This is a genomic window from Terriglobia bacterium, from assembly GCA_020072565.1.
GTDB lineage: Bacteria > Acidobacteriota > UBA6911 > UBA6911 > UBA6911 > JAFNAG01.
Window position 1 is genome coordinate 100,502 of sequence record JAIQGI010000002.1, and the last position, 19,398, is coordinate 119,899.

At 56.7% G+C, this 19,398-nt stretch carries 16 protein-coding genes; 13 read left to right on the plus strand and 3 right to left on the minus strand.

The window, feature by feature from the left end; all coding sequences use genetic code 11:
* The 3 genes from LAP85_01510 to LAP85_01520 all read left to right on the plus strand — a co-directional run bounded on the left by LAP85_01510 (position 1) and on the right by LAP85_01520 (position 3,443).
* Positions 1 to 1,662 carry a glycosyltransferase family 39 protein gene (locus LAP85_01510; protein MBZ5495054.1) on the plus strand — a complete coding sequence of 554 codons (1,662 nt, stop codon included), beginning with the start codon at positions 1 to 3 and terminating at the stop codon, positions 1,660 to 1,662.
* A 5-nt stretch (positions 1,663 to 1,667) separates the two neighbouring features.
* Positions 1,668 to 2,411: a class I SAM-dependent methyltransferase gene (locus LAP85_01515; GenBank protein MBZ5495055.1), complete on the plus strand. Its 744-nt coding sequence runs from the start codon at positions 1,668 to 1,670 to the stop codon at positions 2,409 to 2,411.
* A 78-nt stretch (positions 2,412 to 2,489) separates the two neighbouring features.
* On the plus strand, positions 2,490 to 3,443 hold the full coding sequence (locus LAP85_01520; GenBank protein MBZ5495056.1) for a YncE family protein: 954 nt from the start codon (positions 2,490 to 2,492) through the stop codon (positions 3,441 to 3,443).
* Positions 3,444 to 3,524: 81 nt separating this feature from the next.
* Here the strand turns inward: LAP85_01520 and LAP85_01525 are convergent, their stop codons facing one another.
* Positions 3,525 to 4,472 (minus strand): GDP-mannose 4,6-dehydratase, encoded by a 948-nt coding sequence (locus tag LAP85_01525; protein ID MBZ5495057.1) that lies wholly within the window; start codon positions 4,470 to 4,472, stop codon positions 3,525 to 3,527.
* A gap of 183 nt (positions 4,473 to 4,655) precedes the next feature.
* Here LAP85_01525 and coaE point away from each other — a divergent pair, with 183 nt between their 5' ends.
* From coaE to LAP85_01540, 3 genes are all read left to right on the plus strand, one after another.
* Positions 4,656 to 5,291 carry a dephospho-CoA kinase gene (gene coaE, locus LAP85_01530; protein MBZ5495058.1) on the plus strand — a complete coding sequence of 212 codons (636 nt, stop codon included), beginning with the start codon at positions 4,656 to 4,658 and terminating at the stop codon, positions 5,289 to 5,291.
* A gap of 302 nt (positions 5,292 to 5,593) precedes the next feature.
* Positions 5,594 to 7,651, plus strand: coding sequence for an NADH-quinone oxidoreductase subunit L (gene nuoL / locus LAP85_01535; protein ID MBZ5495059.1), 2,058 nt, complete (start codon positions 5,594 to 5,596; stop codon positions 7,649 to 7,651).
* A gap of 57 nt (positions 7,652 to 7,708) precedes the next feature.
* Positions 7,709 to 9,274 carry an NADH-quinone oxidoreductase subunit M gene (locus LAP85_01540; GenBank protein ID MBZ5495060.1) on the plus strand — a complete coding sequence of 522 codons (1,566 nt, stop codon included), beginning with the start codon at positions 7,709 to 7,711 and terminating at the stop codon, positions 9,272 to 9,274.
* A gap of 293 nt (positions 9,275 to 9,567) precedes the next feature.
* On the opposite strand, the gene LAP85_01545 is transcribed toward LAP85_01540, so the two are convergent.
* A complete protein-coding gene (locus tag LAP85_01545) occupies positions 9,568 to 9,720 on the minus strand; it encodes an MmgE/PrpD family protein (GenBank protein ID MBZ5495061.1) in 153 nt (50 codons plus the stop codon).
* A 622-nt stretch (positions 9,721 to 10,342) separates the two neighbouring features.
* Positions 10,343 to 10,864 carry a hypothetical protein gene (locus LAP85_01550; protein ID MBZ5495062.1) on the minus strand — a complete coding sequence of 174 codons (522 nt, stop codon included), beginning with the start codon at positions 10,862 to 10,864 and terminating at the stop codon, positions 10,343 to 10,345.
* Between the two features lie 101 nt (positions 10,865 to 10,965).
* Between LAP85_01550 and LAP85_01555 the strand changes: the two genes are divergently transcribed.
* The 7 genes from LAP85_01555 to LAP85_01585 all read left to right on the plus strand — a co-directional run bounded on the left by LAP85_01555 (position 10,966) and on the right by LAP85_01585 (position 19,390).
* Positions 10,966 to 11,301 carry a serine kinase gene (locus LAP85_01555; GenBank protein ID MBZ5495063.1) on the plus strand — a complete coding sequence of 112 codons (336 nt, stop codon included), beginning with the start codon at positions 10,966 to 10,968 and terminating at the stop codon, positions 11,299 to 11,301.
* Positions 11,302 to 11,943: 642 nt separating this feature from the next.
* Complete coding sequence (locus LAP85_01560; GenBank protein ID MBZ5495064.1) at positions 11,944 to 12,360, plus strand: ATP-binding protein; 417 nt, start codon at positions 11,944 to 11,946, stop codon at positions 12,358 to 12,360.
* Positions 12,361 to 12,397: 37 nt separating this feature from the next.
* Positions 12,398 to 13,666, plus strand: a complete 1,269-nt coding sequence (locus LAP85_01565) for a 4Fe-4S binding protein (GenBank protein MBZ5495065.1) — start codon at positions 12,398 to 12,400, stop codon at positions 13,664 to 13,666.
* Between the two features lie 48 nt (positions 13,667 to 13,714).
* A complete protein-coding gene (locus tag LAP85_01570; GenBank protein MBZ5495066.1) occupies positions 13,715 to 14,167 on the plus strand; it encodes an NAD(P)H-dependent oxidoreductase subunit E in 453 nt (150 codons plus the stop codon).
* Positions 14,160 to 16,064: an NADH-quinone oxidoreductase subunit NuoF gene (locus LAP85_01575; protein MBZ5495067.1), complete on the plus strand. Its 1,905-nt coding sequence runs from the start codon at positions 14,160 to 14,162 to the stop codon at positions 16,062 to 16,064. Before LAP85_01570 ends, LAP85_01575 begins: the two co-directional genes overlap by 8 nt.
* Positions 16,048 to 18,555, plus strand: coding sequence for a molybdopterin-dependent oxidoreductase (locus LAP85_01580; protein MBZ5495068.1), 2,508 nt, complete (start codon positions 16,048 to 16,050; stop codon positions 18,553 to 18,555). Before LAP85_01575 ends, LAP85_01580 begins: the two co-directional genes overlap by 17 nt.
* A complete protein-coding gene (locus tag LAP85_01585; protein ID MBZ5495069.1) occupies positions 18,548 to 19,390 on the plus strand; it encodes a sulfide/dihydroorotate dehydrogenase-like FAD/NAD-binding protein in 843 nt (280 codons plus the stop codon). The genes LAP85_01580 and LAP85_01585 overlap by 8 nt, the downstream gene beginning before the upstream one ends.
* Positions 19,391 to 19,398 lie beyond the last annotated feature (8 nt).

A 19,398-nucleotide genomic window follows, 5' to 3' on the forward strand; every position in this document is an offset into this window, starting at 1 on the left:
ATGGAGGCCTCAACCCGGAACCCATTCGAGGCGTATGCCTCTCGAGGAATCCTGCTGCTCGGCGCCGTCATCGGCCTTTGCAGCTTTGCATACTATTACCTCCATGGACTCTCGACGGTGCACTACGATGCCAAAGCGCATCTTGTGGTGGCGCGCCGCATCGTGGACTCAACGGCGCCGGGATATTCCCAGATGGGCGCGCACTGGCTGCCGTTGATCCATTTATTGTATCTGCCGTTCGTGCTCATCGATTCCCAATACCGGACGGCATTGATCCCCAGTCTGATGTCGGTTTGCGCATTTGCGCTCTCGGCGTGGCTGGTGTACCGCATTTCGATGCGCCTGACCGGTTCGGTGCCGGCGGGGCTCTTCGCGGCCGCAATGTTGCTCGCCAATCCCAATCTGCAGTTTTTGCAGAGCGCTCCGCTAACTGAGCCTGTTTACATGCTTTTTTCACTCCTGGCATTGGATGGGCTCTTGCGATGGCGTGCACGCGGGGGAGGGGATTCGCCCTGGCTGCCGGCGATCTGGGCTGCGCTGGGCGCGCTCTGCCGGTACGAAGGGTGGGTCTTCCTCGCTGGAGCGGTTGCGCTGATTGTCTATGACATGCGGGCCCGGCGGTTCTCCCGACCTCATGCGCTCAGAGCCATCGCAGTCTACCTCGGCGTGTTCGCCGTGCCGGTGATGGCACATTTCGGTTACATCTATGCGCATCTGGGAGACAGCTTCTTCCAGCGTGTGGCCAGGGGCAATCCGGCACCCTACGAGACCTACCGGCGCCCTTTCCTCTCGGTCTTATATCATTTCGGGGAACTAGCCCAGGCAGCCGCGCTCGTACCGCTGCTTATCGGTCTGGCAGGAGTGGTCTATTGCCTGCTCGAGCGCGACCGTTTGCGGCGCGCTGTGCCATACTTTCTGTTGTGGCTGCCGTGTTCGCTGAACATATCGGCTCTCTATTGGGGCTTGATTTATCGGGTTCGCTATTCGTCGTTGCTGCTGCCGGCGGTGGGCGTCTTCGGCAGCCTTATCCTCGCCAACGAGAAGGCGGTCAAGCGGGTGACTGTTCTCTGCTGCGTTACAGTCTTTCTGCTGCCGTGGATTTCCTGGCTTTTTCCAAGCCGTTGGGAGTACCACTTCGTCTATCCCGGCCCCGGCATTCTTCTGCTTCCCGCGGCGGCATTGGTCTTGCTCCTGGCAGCCGCGGCCGGCGGGCACTATCGCTGGGCACTGCTGGCGCTTGCCGTCCTGAGCATGCAGGCGCCAGTGTTCGAAGGCGAATCGCGCCCCATGCTGTCGGAGTCCTTCGAGCACCGATACCTCGATTCGGAACAACAGGAGTTGCTGAGTTATCTCGGCAGTCACTACGACGGCAGCCGCATCCTGATTGATGTGGGGCAACTGGCTCCCTTGATGTATGATTCCGGCCTCCCCCTCAAGCAGTTTGTCTATCATGACGGGGATCTTACTGACTGGGACAGGGCGGCAGTCTCACCACGCAACCATGTCGGTTGGATCTGTGCCGAGAAGGGGGACGAGATCTGGGGAATGCTTCATGTTGACCCCCATTGGGCGGATGGGTATTCTCTTTGCGTAAAGACTGAAAATTACGTCATGTATCAACTGAACCCTGAGAGTCGGAACGTCAGGCTTCCGACCCGGTAACACCAGTGAAAACCGCGAAGACCGGACCTGATTTCCAGAAAAAGTTCGATTTCTCCCCGCCTCGCGCGCGGCCGTTTCTGGCCAGCCTGCCGGCCAAGATCGACACCTATGAAGAGGGTGTGGCGCGCCTGTTTCAGTGGCGCACGGGCCTGGACTATTACGCCACGATCGATCAGATCGTCGACTTCATCGTCAACACCCGGCGGACCAGGATTGTGGACCTTCTCAGCGATACGGCGACCCTTGCCTTACGACTGGCCGGGCGCAAGGCCTTTTTCGGAAAGATTCAATCCTTCGACACCAACATCACATTGCTGGAGCGTGCCCGTCAAAGAGCTCGTTATCTGAATCTGGGTCAGGTCGTCGAATTCCAGCAGTTCGAGGAACCGGGATGGCCCATCCCGGATGGTTTCGCTGAGATCGCAGTGTCGATTTTCGATTTTCACCGGCAACAGGCCCAGCGCTTCCTGCAGGAAGCGTTTCGCATCCTTGCCCATGAGGGCTATCTCCTCCTTGCCGAAGTGATCGAGCCCCGCTCGTTCGGGAACAGTGTGGCCCGAGGCTGGCAGAGATTTCATCTGCGATTCATTCAGGGAAACGCAGGCGAGGCGCATGGTGTTTATTTTGACCAGGAAGAAATGATCCGGATGCTTTTTGAAACGGGCTTCCGCCAGATAGTGATTCAAGGGCTGAAAAGCCCTTCTTCGCCTCGCCAGGGAATATTCAGCTTGGTGGCAGCTACGAAATAGACGTAGGGGCTCCGTGGGTGGGAAGCGGCGTAATCCTGAACACCGAACCGGGAAATACGGGGAAAACGTCATATGAATATGAAGAAGATACAGTGTAATCTGCTTTCCTTCGTCCTGCTTCTGGGGGTACCCGTTTCCGGCAAAACCGTCAGCATCAAAAAAGTCGGAGAATTCCCCAATTTTCTCGCGCTCAGTCCCGACGGCAAATTCGCCTATGTGACGTCTTACGGCACGGGTGAACTGATCGAGGTGGACCTGAAGCAGCGGGCTGTGACGCGCGCCATCCCGGTCGGACAGGCACCTCTGGGCATCGCGCTCGCCGACGCAGGCAAGGCCGCGTTTATTGCCTGCCGGGATACGGGTACGGTCGCCGTCGTGAATCTGGAAACGTTCCGAGTCGAAGCAGACATCAAGGTCGGTGGCGCACCGACTGCCGTTGCCATTGGCCCGAGAGGATACCGGGCATTCGTGACCAACTTCGGCCGCAGCAAAGAGGGTATGTTGAACATTATTGATATTCAGGAACGCAGAATGACGGCAACCATAAAGGTCGGGATGTCACCCATAGCCTTGGCCGTCTCGCCCACGTCCGAGATGGTGTACGTAGTCAACGGCGGTTCCAGCGAAGTATGGTCTGTCGATCCAACACGGCAAACGGTAACGCAGAAGATTCCGGTCGGGAATACACCCGATGGCATTGCCATCACACCGGACGGCGAGCGACTGTTTGTAACCAACAGCCAGTCGAACGACCTGTCCGTGATCGATGTCCGGCTGGGCACCGTTCGTGTGACCATCCCGGTGGGCAAGAGCCCCTTCGGAGTCGCCGTCAGTCCGGACGGGAAGCGAGTCTTCATCGTGAACACAAATTCCCGCACCGTGTCTGTTCTGCCGACGGATCTGAGTTCATTGGAGGCGGCGACCATTCAGGTTGAGAAGGGCCCGGTCGGGATCCAGGTCGCGCCTGATAATCGGACCGTGGTCGTTGCCAATGAGCAAAGCCACTCCCTGACAATCGCGGAAATTCTCTGATTTCATTGGCAACTTTGGATTGAGGGTCGGATTTCAGACACACCTGAGGCTCACTATCCGCGGACAAAATCCCCAATCGCCCTAGGTTTTATTGAGGAACCAGGCTGCAAACTTGCGGATGCCTTCTTCGATCGGGGTAGTGGGCTGGTATCCGAGAATCTGGCGGGCTCTGCTTATGTCGGCATAGGTGATGCGCATGTCGCCGGGCTGCTCGGGTAGAAGACGCCGTGTAGCCCTTTTGCCCAAGGCCTCTTCCAGGAGTGAAATCAGCTGCGACAGGGTGGTCGTGCGCGATTCGCCGAGATTGATGATCGCAAATCGGGGATTTACGCGCAGGGCCGAGACCACCCCGGAGATGATGTCGTCCACGTAGGTATAATCCCGTCGTGACTCGCCGTCGCCATAGACGGGGATCTCCTTTCCCTCCTGCATCAGCTGTGCGAACTTATGAATCGCCATCTCGGGGCGTTGGCGCGGGCCATACACGGTGAAAAACCGCAGGCAGGTGATGTGCATCGCGTAGTTGCACGCGTAAGTATGACACAGCAATTCACCGGCGCGTTTGGTTGCCGCATAGGGCGAAACCGGCCGATCGACCGGATCGTCCTCGGAGAAGGGAACACGCTCGCTGCCGCCGTAAACCGACGATGAAGAGCCGAAGATGAAGCTCTCCACCTCGAACGCGCGCGCCAACTGAAGAACGTTTAGCGTGCCGGAAACGTTCACGCCGGCGTAAATCTCCGGATTTTCCAGGGAAGGGCGCACCCCCGCCCATGCTGCCAGATGAACGACCGCGTGCGGGCGCGTCTCTTCGAATGTCCGCCGCAAGCGTGCGACGTCGAGAATGTCAGTCTCGTGGAGCTTGATGGGACCGCGCGACTCCAAGTCACGGACATTCTTCCGCTTGAGTGCCGGATCATAGAAACTGTTGAAATTGTCCAGGAGTACGACATCGAAGCGCTCATCCTGGAGTCTGGCAGCCAGATGATACGCAATAAATCCGGCGCCACCCGTAATCAGAATCCGCATGCGATCCCTCCTGCCGGCCGAGGCAGCTTATATCATGGAATCTGGTGACGGGACACCCATTTTCCAGCCTCGCAGGCGCCAGCATGGCCGGCGATACTGCAAAGGGGGTGTTCTGCATCGAATTTGCTCTTTTCTTCGGTTCAGGATTTGGCGGTCTCGCGGCCTGTGTTAAGATACACGGCTATGTTGCAGGTCGGTCTGACAGGGAACATTGCATCGGGAAAGAGCCACGCGTCGAGCGTTTTCGCCGAATTGGGTGCTCACGTGATCGACGCTGATGTGATTGCCCACGAACTGTTTTCGCCTGGAACTGCCACCTACGCCAAAGTCGTGCAGGCTTTCGGGAACCGGATTCTTGCTCCCGACGGTACGATTAATCGGAAGGTTCTCGGCGATATCGTTTTCCGTCAGACGGAACAACGGTTGCTGCTGAATGCCCTCGTCCATCCGGATGTGCTGACGGAAGTCATGCGCCGGACATTCGAACTGGAGAACAAGGGTTTTGACGGCATTGTCATTGTCGATGCCGCGCTGATGGTGGAGTCGGGCTTCTACAAAATGCAGGATCGCCTTATTGTTGTCACCTGCGACCCGGCGCTCCAACTGGCGCGCGTCATGAATCGTTGCGGGGTGAGCGCCGAGGACGCCAGGCTTCGCATTACGGCGCAGATGCCGGTGGCGGAAAAGCTCAGGCTGGCCGACTACACCATCGATACGTCCGGCACTTATGCCAGCACCAGGGAGCAGATCGAGCGGATCTATCGCGAACTGATACTGCAGGAGCGGGTGCGCCGGGATGCGGACGCGCAGGGTGGCTGAGGTCGGCCTTCACTCTTTGTCCCGCCGCGGACCTGCCCCTCACCATAGGTGAAGATGGGGTCCAGCTCGCGGAGAATAAGGTGGGGTATTTTCATTGACACGGTGTGTGCGCTATGTTACTTAGTCTCTCCTTATTGCCTGAGGTGATTCGCTTTAGAGCAGTCGGAGGCCGGATCGAGCGGGAACAGGGCTAGGTTCGACCTTAACTCCATCGGGAGTCTGCAGCGAGAATCCCCAAGCAACTCGGCTGAAATCCTCGAGGAATTGTTGGAACTCAGGCCCCGGAGGCAAAGCAGGGAATTATGCTCGAATATTTATGGCTGGTTCCGATTCTACCGTTGGCTGGCAGCGCGCTCATCGGCCTGGTGGGGCTGATCAAGCTGCGGGCGACAGGCGAAAAGCCTGGAAAAAAGCTGGTCTCGCTGATTGCGCTCCTCTCGGTGGGCTTGGCATTCGTCATATCGCTGATCTCCATCTACCAGCTTTTCGTTTTGCAGGGAGGGGAGATCTATGCGAAGGATCTCTTCACCTGGATTCGCAGCGGAGCATTGCCGCTTACCGACGGCGGGCGGGCGACGTTCGAAGTTCCCTGGGGACTTCAACTGGACCCCCTATCGTCAGTGATGATCCTGGTCGTGACCGGTGTCGGCTTTCTGATCCATGTTTATTCCACCGGCTACATGTGGGAGGATACCGGGTACTACCGCTTCTTCTCTTACTTGAATCTCTTTATGTTCGCTATGCTCACGCTGGTGCTGGCGAACAACTTCCTGATGATGTTCGTAGGTTGGGAAGGAGTAGGGCTGTGCTCGTACCTGCTGATCGGGTTCTACTTCGACAAAAAGAGCGCGGGTGACGCCGGCAAAAAGGCTTTCATAGTAAACCGCATTGGCGATGCCGGGTTCATACTCGGCATGATGCTGATATTTGTTCATTTCGGCTCCTTGCGTTTTGAAAAGGTTTTCGCCGGCGCTGCCAACCTGCCGGCACAGGACGGACACGGATTCCTGTTCTGGGCGACGCTCTGTCTTTTCATTGGAGCTACAGGCAAAAGCGCGCAGATCCCACTCTATGTCTGGTTGCCGGACGCCATGGAGGGTCCCACCCCCGTCAGCGCCCTCATTCACGCGGCAACCATGGTCACTGCGGGTGTCTATATGATCGCCCGGTGCAACGCCCTGTTCAGCCGGGCTCCGGAAACGATGGCAATTGTCGCCCTCGTGGGTGCAGTGACGGCCATATTTGCCGCCACCATCGGAGTTGCGCAAACGGACATCAAGCGGGTTCTGGCCTATTCCACTGTGAGCCAGATCGGTTACATGGTTGCAGCCTTGGGCGTGGGCGCGTTCGTCGGGGGAATCTTTCACCTGATGACGCATGCTTTCTTCAAGGCTCTCCTGTTCCTTGGTTCGGGTTCGGTCATCATGGCCATGCATCATGAGCAGGACATGCGGAAGATGGGCGGACTGCGCAAGTATCTGCCCTGGACCTACTGGACCATGCTGATCGGGACGCTGACCATCGCGGGTGTGCCGGGTCTGGCAGGATTTTTCAGCAAAGATGAGATCCTCTGGCGTGCCTGGAGCAACGGGCACCCCTTTGTGTGGCTGCTGCTCTGGCTCAGCGCCGGTATGACCGCCTTCTACATGTTCCGCCTCATCTTCCTGACATTCTGGGGCGAAGAACGCATGGATGAGCATACCAGGCATCACATTCGCGAGTCACCCAAGCGCGTCGTGTATCCCCTGGCAGCGCTGGCGATATTGTCGGTTGTAGGGGGGTATGTGGGTCTGCCTGGTTGGACGGGGGTGTCGAACAGCTTTGAGCGCTTTCTGGAGCCCGTCTTGCGGCTGCCGGAACCCGCGCACGAGGTCGCGGTTCACATGACCGGCCAGGAGTTTCTGTTCACTTGCCTGTCCGTGGTGATCGCCCTGATCGGCATTTTCGTCGCCTACCGCCTCTATGTGGTCAACCCGGGAATCCCTGATCGGATCGCAAACCGGTTTAAGGGCCTGTACACTCTGATCCACCAGAAGTACTACGTGGATGAGCTCTATGACGCCTTGTTTGTGAACCGCACTAAGGATATCGGAAACGCGTGCTACTTCGTCGACTCGAAGTTCGTGGACGGCGCGGTCAATGGCACCGCCGCCACGACACGAGGCACGGCTACGTTATCCCGCCTCTTTGACACATATGTGGTGGATGGACTGGTGAATCTGGTGGGCTGGATCAACATGACGCTGAACCGATTCGCCACGGCGCTTCAGACGGGACTGGTGCAGCGCTACGCGCTGGGGGCGGTTTTCGGCATTCTGATTTTCATCCTGATTTACTACAACGGGCTGTTCAAGCTTTAGATCTGGGAGGTCGTTCGGCCTTTCACAGCTGAGGAGTACGAACCGATGGACTTCTTCATGGACAACATTCTGAACATAGTCTGCTATCTCCCCCTGGCCGGGATGGTAGTGATTATGCTCATCCCGCGGGAGAATGTGAAAGCCATCAAGTGGACGGCAAACATCGCGGCTTTTCTTGGCTTTCTGGTCTCCCTCCCCCTCCTGACTGCGTTCAACAATCCTAAGTACATTGACACAGCCTCGGGCTTCCGGTTCGTCTATAATCGCCCCTGGATCACGCTGATCGGCGCCAACTATAAGCTGGGGATCGACGGCATCAGCATGCTGCTCGTGCTTCTGACCACACTGCTGGGCACGGTCGCCATTCTCTCCTCGTGGACTGCGATCACCGAGCGCGTCAAGGAATACTACGCATTCATGCTCCTGCTCCAGACCGGGATGATCGGGGTATTTATTTCGCTCGACTTTCTCGTATTCTACGTTTTCTGGGAAGTGATGCTGGTGCCGATGTATTTTCTCATTGGGGTCTGGGGCGGGCCGAGGAAGCTGTATGCGGCAATCAAGTTCTTCCTGTACACGCTCGCCGGCTCCGTTCTGATGCTGGTCGGTATTCTGGCCATCTACTTCTATCAGTACAACACTACCGGGGTATACTCCTTCGACATCCTGAGATTCCAGAAGCTCGGGTTCCCGACCGATCTGCAGTTCTGGGTGTTCCTGGCTTTCTTTATCGGTTTCGCCATCAAAGTACCGATGTTTCCGTTCCACACATGGTTGCCCGATGCGCACGTGGAGGCACCCACGGCCGGTTCCGTAATCCTGGCGGGCGTGCTCCTGAAAATGGGAACTTACGGCTTTGTGCGTTTCTCGCTGCCGATGTTCCCTTGGGCGACCATGCACTTCCTGAAACCATTATTGATTCTCTGCCTGATCGGCATTATCTACGGCGCCCTCGTAGCCATGATGCAGAAGGACATGAAGTCGCTGGTGGCTTATTCATCGGTCAGCCACCTCGGTTTCGTCATGCTGGGCGTTTTTGCTGCTACGCCTGTTGCACTGCAAGGCGGTGTCCTGCAGATGATCAATCACGGCATCTCCACGGGTGCCCTCTTCTTGATCGTGGGCATCATCTACGAACGACGCCACACACGCATGATTTCCGAATACGGTGGACTGAGCCACATCATGCCGGTGTACGCAACCGTTTTCATGGTAATGACGCTCAGCTCGATCGGCATGCCCGGTTTGAACGGTTTCATCGGAGAGTTCTTCATCCTCCAAGGGACGTTCGCCGCGCCCGGCCTCTGGATCTATGCCGCACTGGCGGTTCTTGGCATTGTGCTGGGCGCCGCCTATATGCTCTGGCTGTACCAGCGCGTGATGTTTGGCAAGCTCGAAAACCCGTCGAACAAAGCCCTGCCCGATCTCAACCTGCGGGAGTTCGCCACTTTCGCCCCGCTGATCATTCTCGCTTTCTGGATCGGGATTTATCCGACCTTTTTTACCAAGTATCTTGATGAACCGGTGAATGCCATCGTCGCACGAGTGCGCACGGAATATTATTCCGGCCGCGCGGCGCTCCCCGCGCTACCTCCCACGATGCAAGTTACAGGCGCGAAATAGAATCAGGGGCAACGGCGGCGGGGAGGGAAGCGAACTATTTCGTGTATGGTTTCCAGGATGTCCTGAAGGTAGCGCTTCCCCACAGGCGTGCAGTAAGGGCCCCGAATCTCGGTAACATCGCGCGATCGTGGTTTTCCCTGGCGCTGGTTCAATTTGAGAAAATGCTCGTCCGCCGGCGTAAACATCGGAGTTGTCCATAGGGTGCCGTTAAACAAGGCGGCCCGGTCGGGGGAGGCATTGCCCCCTCCGATGAGCGTGCAGGTGCCGGTCTTTTCCAGCTCGGTGACGAAAGCTCACACCATACGGACAGGCTCGCCTCCCAGCGCTCCCAGGGCACAACCGAGCGAATCGAGCACCCGGATCTTGAGTTGGTCGCTGGCCACCTGGGAAAGCTGATCGCAGGACGCCTGGACGGCAAACGCTGCCAGTTCTTCGGCAATCGTCATGAGTCCTCCATGCGCTCCTTCTAATATATTCGTGCCTTTTGCGCCTTAGGCAATAGTGACCAGCGGCGGCGCAAACGGTAGACGCTCAACCATTGAAAGTTCTTAAGGATCGAGGCGTCGCGGCAGCCCGGGACCATGCGAAAAGACTTGTCATCCGAAAGGAAAGATGAGAGGATGACAGCAACTCTAAGAGATCGCCAGAGGCTCGCGAAAGGATTTTGGTTAAACCTGTTGCGATGGAACTGGAATCAGCCACCGGCGAACTCCAGGCAGGTGTCTGCCGGTGGACGTGGCAAAACCAAGCGCTCATGCTCATGCGCTAACGGACATTTTCGAAATTTCAACCGGGGACTCGAGGAGGGAAAGCGGCACCCGCTGCGCGTACTTTGATGCGTCCGAATCGTAGAAGATCCTGGAATGCGCCGGCGGCAAGTTAAGAGCGACCACGCGGTTAGGCGACGATTCGAAATCCGGCATTAACTGCGTCAAGCGTGGCTAAATCACTCCTGGTCATCAGCCATTGCTCCTGCCCATCTTCCTGGCCACGCCAGAAGGGCGAATCATAACTATTCATTACGTGTCGGATTCAGTCGGGAGGAGCTTTGTCCCCTAACATCTCACACTAGCGGAGCAGATGAAAATGTCTGAATGCCTGCACCAATGGATAATGGCGAACATTCAATTCGGTTTCGTGGTTTTCGAGAAGTGTTTTCACTGCAATGGCGTCAGAACCTATTTTACTAAAGAAGGAATTGCCGTTCTCGGAGAAGAGTATCGTGAAGGCGACCACTTCTGGCATCGGGTCGAAAACGCCCAGTCGTTCAGGTTCGATCTGAACTGTCCCATGTGCGGAGATGCGGAGAGGTTTGATGACTTGATGGGCCTTCTTTACTGTACGGGGTGCCTGGCCGATTGCAGGCTGGAAATCCTGAGACAGGAACTGGAAGCCGGGCGCAACTACCTCGTGCTGGCCTGCGGTTTTCTCGAGGAAGGCGATATCAAGCCGAAGCAAGTCCAGCCCCGCAAGTTGAGCAAGCTCGCCCAATATTTCAACCAGCGGAGAGATCCCTCCCGGTTTACAATCGCAATTGCTCCCTTCGACCTTGAAGACGGCTTTGCCAGATGCAAGGGTGAGTTTCTCCACGATATAGGAATGCTTTCCCCGGAACCCGTAACCAGTCGGAAATCCCCGTTCTAACTTATGAGGCGATTTCACGACGTGACTCGTGACTTAGGAGAACTGACATGACCATTCAAGAGCTGATCGAAAAGTTAGCGCTAAAGCCGTTAAGCAAGTTCGAAAACCGGACCGTTGCAGGTGTTTACATTTCCGACATGGTCAGCGATGTCATGGCCGGTGCCAAGTCAGGCGATCTCTGGCTCACAATTCAGACTCACAAGAGCATTGTACCCGCCGCCAATCTGGTGGATGTATCTGCAATTATCATTACGGGAGGCAAGCAAGTTCCTGCTGAGACTGTGGAATTCGCCAGCAAGTACGGCATTGCGATACTGGCGAGCGAACTGCCCACCTTCAAACTCGTCGGAAAGCTCTATGCACTGGGTGTGGGAGCGAGTTAATCCGGGTTTTTCATGAAAGTTGCATGCTTTGGGGCCACCATTCAAGCGCAAATCCAAAATAAATGGGGTTGCAGAGCTTTTTGGACGCGGAACCAGTCTGCGTGCGTCGGCGTTTACCCGAGTTCGAAAACGCTTTGCGGACGGTATTTCGTGAATAGTCCGTGGTAATGATCCGGACTTCGATGTTTCTTATTGTAGCGCTCTGGCAGCAACCTCAGATGAGATATAGCGAGCGTATGTTGCGGAAACAGGGTACGGACTGTGCAGATCAGGCTGATTAAGGATGCTCTCGAAGCTTCCGTAATCGAGGGGGAGGACAATCTCGATATCGAGGTCGAGCACATCTATGCATCCGACCTGATGAGTGATGTCCTGGCTTTCGGAAAACCCAATTCGATCCTGTTCACTGGGCTCGCCACCCAACAGGCCGTAATCTCCGCCCACATGGCGGAATTCAAAGGAGTGGTTTTCGTCCGTGGAAAAAAGTCCAAGGACGGGTCGAGCAAGGTCGCCCGCGACAATCACCTGGCCCTGCTCACCACGCGTTTCGACATGTACGATGCCTGTGTCAGGATCGATTCGGTCCGGCGGGGAACGGTACCTGCATCGGCGCCATCGTCTGTGGAACAAGCCCCTGCGGAGATGTCGCTGAGTCACCACGCGTTGATCCTGGGAAACGACTTTGCCAATGCGGGCATGGTATCCACCGAAGTGAAATCCATTCTGAAGAAGATCGGGCTGAGTCCCAGGCTCGTCCGCAGGGTTGCCATCTCCACTTATGAAGGCGAGATGAATGTGGTGATGCATGCCGTTCGCGCCAAGGTGAGTCTGGTCGTGACACCCCGGTTGGTCGAGGTGACGATCGACGATGAGGGAAAGGGCATTCCTGACGTCGAATTGGCCATGCAGGAAGGATTCACGACAGCAACCGAGGAGATGCGAGCCATGGGGTTTGGCTCAGGGATGGGGCTGCCCAACATCAAGAGAAACGCGGATGAACTGAACATCAGGAGTGAGATCAACAAAGGCACCCGATTGATGATGAGATTCTTCATCTGAACAGCAGGCTTTGGAGCACCTGCACAGGAGGTGTACAATGGAGCAATATTATCATGCTCACAAGATAGATCTCACAAAGTGTCGCGGCCGCTCGAAGTGCATGCGGCGCTGTCCCACTCAGGCCATCAGAATCAGGGGTGGCAAAGCAATTCGATCGGAAGATCTTTGTGTCGACTGCGGAGACTGCATGGCCGTGTGCCCTTCAGATGCTATCGTCCCGATTTCAGATCCTATCGGGGGAATCCCCGGTCGCAAATATAAAGTGGTAGTGCCCACCTCGGTACTCTACTCACAATTCGAACCCAGTATTCACCCATACATTGTTCATCTGGCCTTCAAAGAGCTTGGCTTCGACGAGGTCGTGGATGTGAGTCTCTCTTGTTCGACCGTGGCAAGGGCATACCTCAAGTACATGAAGACGCACCCGAAACTTCTACCCCTCATTGCCTCCGACTGTCCTACCACGATACGGCTGATCCAAGTGAAATATCCGGAACTGGTGGAGCACATTTCCCCGCTCGATGTGCCCAGAGAGCTGACCGCCAAAGAGATAAAGACAAAGTGGCCGGCGAAGTTGGGCCTCAAGCCCGAGGAGATCAGTGTGGTTTATGTTACTCCCTGCCCGGCAAAGATTGTTTCCATCAAGCAACCTGCCGAGAAAGCGATCTCCTGGTTTGACGGGGCCATCCGTGTAAACGACGCATATTCCTTGCTGCTGCCGCACGTCCTCGCGATAAAGTCGCGATTCGAAAAGAGGCAGGTGCCTGAAGATTTTTGCTTCAGCATAGGCTGGGCAACGCTCGGGGGTATGACCCACGCGGTCAACATGGAAAACTGGCTGGCGGTTTCGGGGTTGGACCATGTGATGAAGATTCTCGACGATATCGAGAATTCGCGCTTGCGCAATGTGGATTTTGTAGAGGCGTTTGCATGTATGTTGGGATGCATTGGCGGGCCGTTTAACATTGAAAATCCCTATGTCGCCCGGATGAACAGCATTAAACAGAAAGAAAAGTATGAAAATCCGATCGAGATTAATGACGACGAGATTGCGCGCAAACTTGATCAGGGGTACTACTTTTTGGAAAATCCGGTTATGCCGCGCCCGACCAAATACTTTGATACAGATCTGGAGACATCAATAAAGAGAATGAAGGAGAGCGAGCGGGTGTTTCAGAAGCTTCCCCAGACGGACTGTGGTTGTTGCGGAGCGCCGACCTGCATGGCTTTTGCGGAAGACCTGGTCCGCGGCGAGGCGAAACTCGAAAATTGCATTTTTCTGTCTGGGAAGGAACACGGTGGCTGAGGCAGCGGCGCCAAAGGCCTCGAGGGTGTCCGAATTGGAGGTTTAGCGGTGTCTAAAGATGATTATGCTCCTGTATTTTCGGCGTTTAGAGGTGAGGAAGGAGATTTGATCCCGATTCTTCAGGGAATCCAGGCAAGGCTGGGGTATATTTCCGAGGAATCTGTCAAGCATGTTTCACACTTTCTGAGGGTGTCTGAGAATCAGATCTTCGGGGTGGCCTCCTTCTATTCTCAGTTTCGTTTCACTCCGCCGGGCAGAAACTCGATCAAGGTGTGCCTCGGGACTGCTTGCCACGTAAGGGGTGGCCAGATTCTCAGCCAGTCCCTTGAAAGGGAACTCGGCATTCTGCCCGGACAGGCGACCGTAGACCGAAGATTCGATCTGCAGCGTGTCGCTTGCCTGGGCTGCTGTGCACTGGCGCCGGTCGTGGCGGTCAACAACGATATATACAGCCGAATGACCGTGATTCGGCTCAAAAAAACATTGAGTGAATATGAATAGTCTGCAGGCACTGAGGATCACCGCTCTGGAACGATGGAGCCTGTTGAAAGATAACCGGATTCCCATCATTTATGTAGGCACGGCTTCCTGCGGCAGGGCTGCCGGGGCTCTGGCAGTGCTCGACACGATCAGGACCATCCTCGACGAAAAGGGGTTCAGTGCGAAGATCGTCGAGGTGGGGTGCATCGGACCGTGCTATCTGGAGCCTCTGGTGGATTTTCAACTGCCGGGCCGGCCCAGAGTGAGCCACGCCAACGTTACACCGGAAAAAGTTAAAAACCTCGTCAAATCCTATTTGGGCAGCGACAAGCCTCCGGTGGGTCTCGCAGTCGGCCATTACGGCGACAACGGATCCGAATTCACACAGAAGGTTCCCAGGTTCTTCGACCTGCCGATGCTGAAACCGCAGGTCAGAGTCGTGCTGAGAAACTGCGGCTTCATTGATCCTGAGCAAATCGATCACTACCTTGCCAACGACGGCTACCAGGGGCTCCTGAACGCGTTCACCAAGGGCCCGGAAGGAGTGATTGCGGAGGTCAGGGAAGCGGGACTAAGGGGCAGGGGGGGTGCGGGGTTTCCTACCTTTAAAAAATGGGAGATCTGCAGGAACGCTCCCGGCGCCACCAAGTACCTCATCTGCAACGCGGATGAGGGCGATCCGGGTGCATTCATGAACCGGTCACTGCTCGAGGGCGATCCGCATTCAGTTCTTGAAGGGATGTTGATCGCGGCCTATGCAATCGGCGCCTCTCACGGATATATCTACATTAGGGCGGAATATCCACTGGCGATCGTGCACCTCAAAAAGGCCCTGGCCCAGATGCGAGAGTATGGGCTGTTGGGCGAGGACATTCAGGGCTCCGGCTTTGGGTTTGAAATCACAATCAAAGAAGGCGCGGGCGCTTTTGTCTGCGGCGAAGAGACTGCTCTGATTGCTTCGATCGAGGGAAAGAGGGGCATGCCGAAATCACGGCCGCCCTTTCCGGCGATCGCCGGCCTGCACGGCATGCCTACCATTATTAACAACGTGGAGACTCTGGGGACCCTGCCGAACATCTTGCGGAATGGCGCAGCCTGGTACCGGCAGTTCGGCATTCAGGGAAACCACGGCACCAAAACCTTTTCGCTTGTCGGCAAAGTTCGCCGCCCGGGTCTGATCGAGGTGCCTCTCGGCATGACGCTCAGGAAGATCATCTTCGATGTAGGCGGGGGTACCGCGAAGAAATTCAAGGCAGTACAGACGGGCGGGCCCTCGGGTGGTTGCCTCTCGGATGAGTTCCTCGACATGACGGTCGATTATGAGTCTCTCGGTGCTGCCGGATCGATCATGGGATCGGGGGGGCTCATCGTGATGGATGAGGACACCTGCGTGGTCGACCTGGCTCGATATTTTCTCGACTTCACTCAGAAGGAGTCCTGCGGTAAGTGCTCCCCCTGCCGCGTCGGCTCCAGGCACCTGGTGGAGATTCTCGAAAGGATTACCAAGGGACAAGGTCAGCCGGAAGACCTGGCCAAACTCCAGAATCTGGGCGAAACCGTAAAGCGGGGGGCACTGTGCGGCTTGGGCCAGACGGCTCCCAACCCGGTCTTGACCACGCTTCGCTACTTCCGGCCCGAATATCTGGTGCATGTGGCCGATAAATTTTGCCCGGCGACCGTCTGCCGGGAACTGCTCGAGTACCGGGTGATCCCCGAGAAATGTACCGGGTGCCAGCGATGTGTCAGCGTATGTCCGACCGGCGCCATCGTAGGACCCAGGGCGGAGCCGCATAATCTTGACCCATCCAAGTGCATCAAGTGCAGAGCTTGTTATGAGATTTGTCGCTTCGACGCCATAGCCGGAGATGCGATTGTCATCAGGTCCAAACGGAGAGGTTCGGATGAACAGCGGGCATGAGGTAAACGTCACTATCGACAATCAGGCCCTCAAAACGGAAAAGGGGCTGACCATCCTTCAGGTTGCCGAGCGCAACAATATCTATATTCCAACACTCTGCGCCCACAAGGATCTGACCCCCTTCGGCGGGTGCCGCATGTGCATCGTTGAGGTGGACAAGATGCGCGGACTCCCCACAGCCTGCACCACTCCGGTTGAGGACGGTATGGTGATCCGGACTCGCACGGCCCAGGTTCATGCCGTGAGGCAGGAGATCCTGCAACTCATCCTGAGCGAGCACACCTCGAGTTGTTTGATCTGTGACGAAAAGGAGGAATGCAAGCTTTTCTCCACCACCATCCGTAAAGCAGGCGTCACCACGGGTTGCCGATACTGTCCGAACGACCAGCAATGCGAGCTGCAGAAGGTCGTGGAGAGCCTGGAACTCAAGGAAATCGGCTATCCCATCTATTATCGCAATCTGCCGGTGGAAAAGGACGACCCGTTCTTTGATCGGGACTACAACCTCTGCATCCTGTGCGGCAGGTGCGTCCGAATGTGCCAGGACGTTCGTACGGCCGGCACTCTGGCCTTTTCTCAGAGAGGACCTAAGACGGTCATTGGCCCGGCTTTTCAGCGCACCCATTTGGACGCCGGCTGTGAATTCTGCGGCGCATGCGTCTCCGTTTGTCCTACCGGAGCTCTCTCGGAGAGGGCCCGCAAGTGGGAGGGGAAGCCGGAGCGTGAAGAACCTACGACGTGCCCGCTCTGCGGTGTCGGGTGCCAGATGCGCCTTCTGGTGAAGGGCAACGCAATCATGGGCACAATGCCGGCGGATGATCCCCTGATCAATGACGGACAGCTATGCGTGAAGGGGAGGTTCTGTATCACGGAACTTGTGAATGGTCATCAGCGCCTGCAGAAACCCTACCAAATTCAAAACGGCACCAAAGCACTGATCAGTTGGGAACAAGCCATCGACCTGGCCGCGGCACAACTCTCTGCCTGCGCGCCGGAGGATTTCGGCATGCTCATTTCCCCCAACTGCGGCAACGAGGATCTATACATCGCCCAGAAGTTCGTTCGCGTCGCGATGAAGTCACATCACATCGATAATTCTGCGCGGATTTTCTATGGTTCCGCGTATAGCGCCTACCTCGACCTCCTGAAGAGCTCTGTTCCCCTTTCCGACCTGCAGAAGGCTTCTGCCGTCGTCTGCCTGGGGCTTGATGCCAGATTTGGCAGATCCGTCGTTGGGGTCGAACTTCGCAAGGCGCTTAAGAGAGGCGCAAAGGTCATCACGATCCATCCCCGGCATCACAGCCTCGGCACCATCAGTGACTGCTGGATCCGGCCGGCTCCTGGCACGGAGATGGACATCTTTCTCTCTCTCGCGAGTCTCACAGGCAAGGACGCCGCATCGGAATGCGCCGGCGATTGGGGAGCCGAGCTCCGTGCGACTGCAGGGCTCCTGAAGGAAGCGACGGCGCCTGTGCTGCTGGTGGGCTCGGAGTTCCTGCACTATGATGCCGGCGCGGACATCCTGAAGGCAATTGCCCAGGTCGCTCAGAACACAGGGGCCGGGATTGCACTACTCCCCGCGCACAACAATCTGCTGGGCACGATCTTGATGGGGGCGTGTCCGGAGATTCTGCCCGGCGGTGCTTCCTCCACGAATCACGGCAGCAGCCGCGAGATCGGCCGGCGATGGGATGCGGCAATTCCGGAGGGACAACCTTCGTGGAATGCCGCCGGCATCTCGTCATCGAAAAAGCTGAGGCTGCTCTACCTGGTTGGCGAGGTTCTGCCCAATCTGCGGTCCCATGCCGAGTTTTCGATCTTTCAAAACATCTATCCTCCGGACCCCTTCGATGATGCAGACCTCGTCCTTCCTGCGGCCGCCTTCGGCGAGGCCGAGGGCACGGTCGTCAACGGCGAGGGGCGAATCCAACGGCTCGCCAAGGCCGTACCGCCTCCAGGTCAGGCCCTGGCTGATTGGCAGATCATCTGCCGGATCGCCGGGAAAATGGGTGTGACAGGATTCGATTTCGCCGACGTCGCCGAGATTCAAAGAGAGATCTCGTCGCTGGCACCGGAGTTGGCAGTGTTTGAGGACAAATCCCGGACATGCCATCGCATGTCTTTCAACGGGAGATCCTCCGCGGCTGCGACCAAACGGGGCTCGGCAAAAAAGCGGAACGACCGATTCCCTCTCGTGCTGAGCGTGCGCCTGAATGAGCACACCTATCGGGGCTTCCCCCTTTCAGCCTGGGTTGAGGGAACGAGGAAGATCTTCGCGGAGGGAGTCGTCGAAATCAGCCCGAAGGACGCAGCCGAAGCTGCAATAGCCGACGGCGAAAATATCGTCCTGACCTCCGACCACGCCGAGAAGATCCTGCCGGCACGGATACTGGAAGATCAGCCGGAAGGAGTTCTCCACGCGGTTCTGCAGCAGAGCGAAGCCGTTAATCCCAACCCACTCCGTGTCAGGATAAGGAAAAGCGATGTTTAGGGTGACCGAAAGCCGCATGATTGTGCCCAACATCCACCTGTTGACGTTTGAGGCTCCGGCCGTCGCACGTCAGGTGAAAGCGGGCCAATTCATAATCGTACGTGCCGAGGAAGATGGCGAGAGAATACCTCTGTCCGTTTCCGATTGGGATGCCAGGGAAGGCACAGTGACAGTCGGACTGCTGAACGTGGGCGTGACCACGGGAAGGCTCGCATCCCTGAAATCCGGTGTGAGCATTCCGACTGTGGTCGGACCGCTGGGCAACCCGACAGAAATCGAAGATTACGGGACAGTGCTCTGCATGGGCGGCTGCTATGGGATTGGCAGCATCTACCCTATTGCGCGGGCATTGAAAGAGAAAGGGAACCGGGTGATCGTGCTCCTGGAAGCAAGGAGCTCGTACCTTTTTTACTGGGAAAACAGGTTCGAGGCGATCGCAGACAGCGTGATTTATGTTACCCGGGATGGGACCAGGGGTTTGAAAGGACATGTGGGGCGGCTCTCGGAGATCGTCAAGTCGCTCGACGAGCCCATCCATCGGGTCATTATCAACGGGTGTACTTTTCTTCTGAAGAGAGGATCCGAGGAAAGCCGTCCTCTCGGCATTCCTACCGTCGTCAGCCTGAATCCTATCATGATCGACGGCACGGGAATGTGTGGTGTGTGTCGTGTGACTGTCGGTTCGGCTACCAGGTTCGCCTGCGTGCACGGCCCGGACTTCGACGGCCATCAAGTGAATTGGGAAGAGCTTTTGCAGCGGCGCAAAGCTTACCTGAGAGAGGAAGTTGTTCCCTTGCGGACAAGTCGCTGCGAGGACCACATGATTAAACCATAGGACGATAT

Coding starts and splice junctions, on each gene's coding strand:
- LAP85_01510 (MBZ5495054.1), top strand. CDS start 1: ATGGAGGCCTCAACCCGGAACCCATTCGAGGCGTATGCCTCTCGAGGA.
- LAP85_01520 (MBZ5495056.1), top strand. CDS start 2,490: ATGAAGAAGATACAGTGTAATCTGCTTTCCTTCGTCCTGCTTCTGGGG.
- LAP85_01525 (MBZ5495057.1), bottom strand. CDS start 4,472: ATGCGGATTCTGATTACGGGTGGCGCCGGATTTATTGCGTATCATCTG.
- coaE (MBZ5495058.1), top strand. CDS start 4,656: ATGTTGCAGGTCGGTCTGACAGGGAACATTGCATCGGGAAAGAGCCAC.
- nuoL (MBZ5495059.1), top strand. CDS start 5,594: ATGCTCGAATATTTATGGCTGGTTCCGATTCTACCGTTGGCTGGCAGC.
- LAP85_01540 (MBZ5495060.1), top strand. CDS start 7,709: ATGGACAACATTCTGAACATAGTCTGCTATCTCCCCCTGGCCGGGATG.
- LAP85_01545 (MBZ5495061.1), bottom strand. CDS start 9,720: ATGACGATTGCCGAAGAACTGGCAGCGTTTGCCGTCCAGGCGTCCTGC.
- LAP85_01555 (MBZ5495063.1), top strand. CDS start 10,966: ATGACCATTCAAGAGCTGATCGAAAAGTTAGCGCTAAAGCCGTTAAGC.
- LAP85_01560 (MBZ5495064.1), top strand. CDS start 11,944: ATGTCGCTGAGTCACCACGCGTTGATCCTGGGAAACGACTTTGCCAAT.
- LAP85_01565 (MBZ5495065.1), top strand. CDS start 12,398: ATGGAGCAATATTATCATGCTCACAAGATAGATCTCACAAAGTGTCGC.
- LAP85_01575 (MBZ5495067.1), top strand. CDS start 14,160: ATGAATAGTCTGCAGGCACTGAGGATCACCGCTCTGGAACGATGGAGC.
- LAP85_01580 (MBZ5495068.1), top strand. CDS start 16,048: ATGAACAGCGGGCATGAGGTAAACGTCACTATCGACAATCAGGCCCTC.
- LAP85_01585 (MBZ5495069.1), top strand. CDS start 18,548: ATGTTTAGGGTGACCGAAAGCCGCATGATTGTGCCCAACATCCACCTG.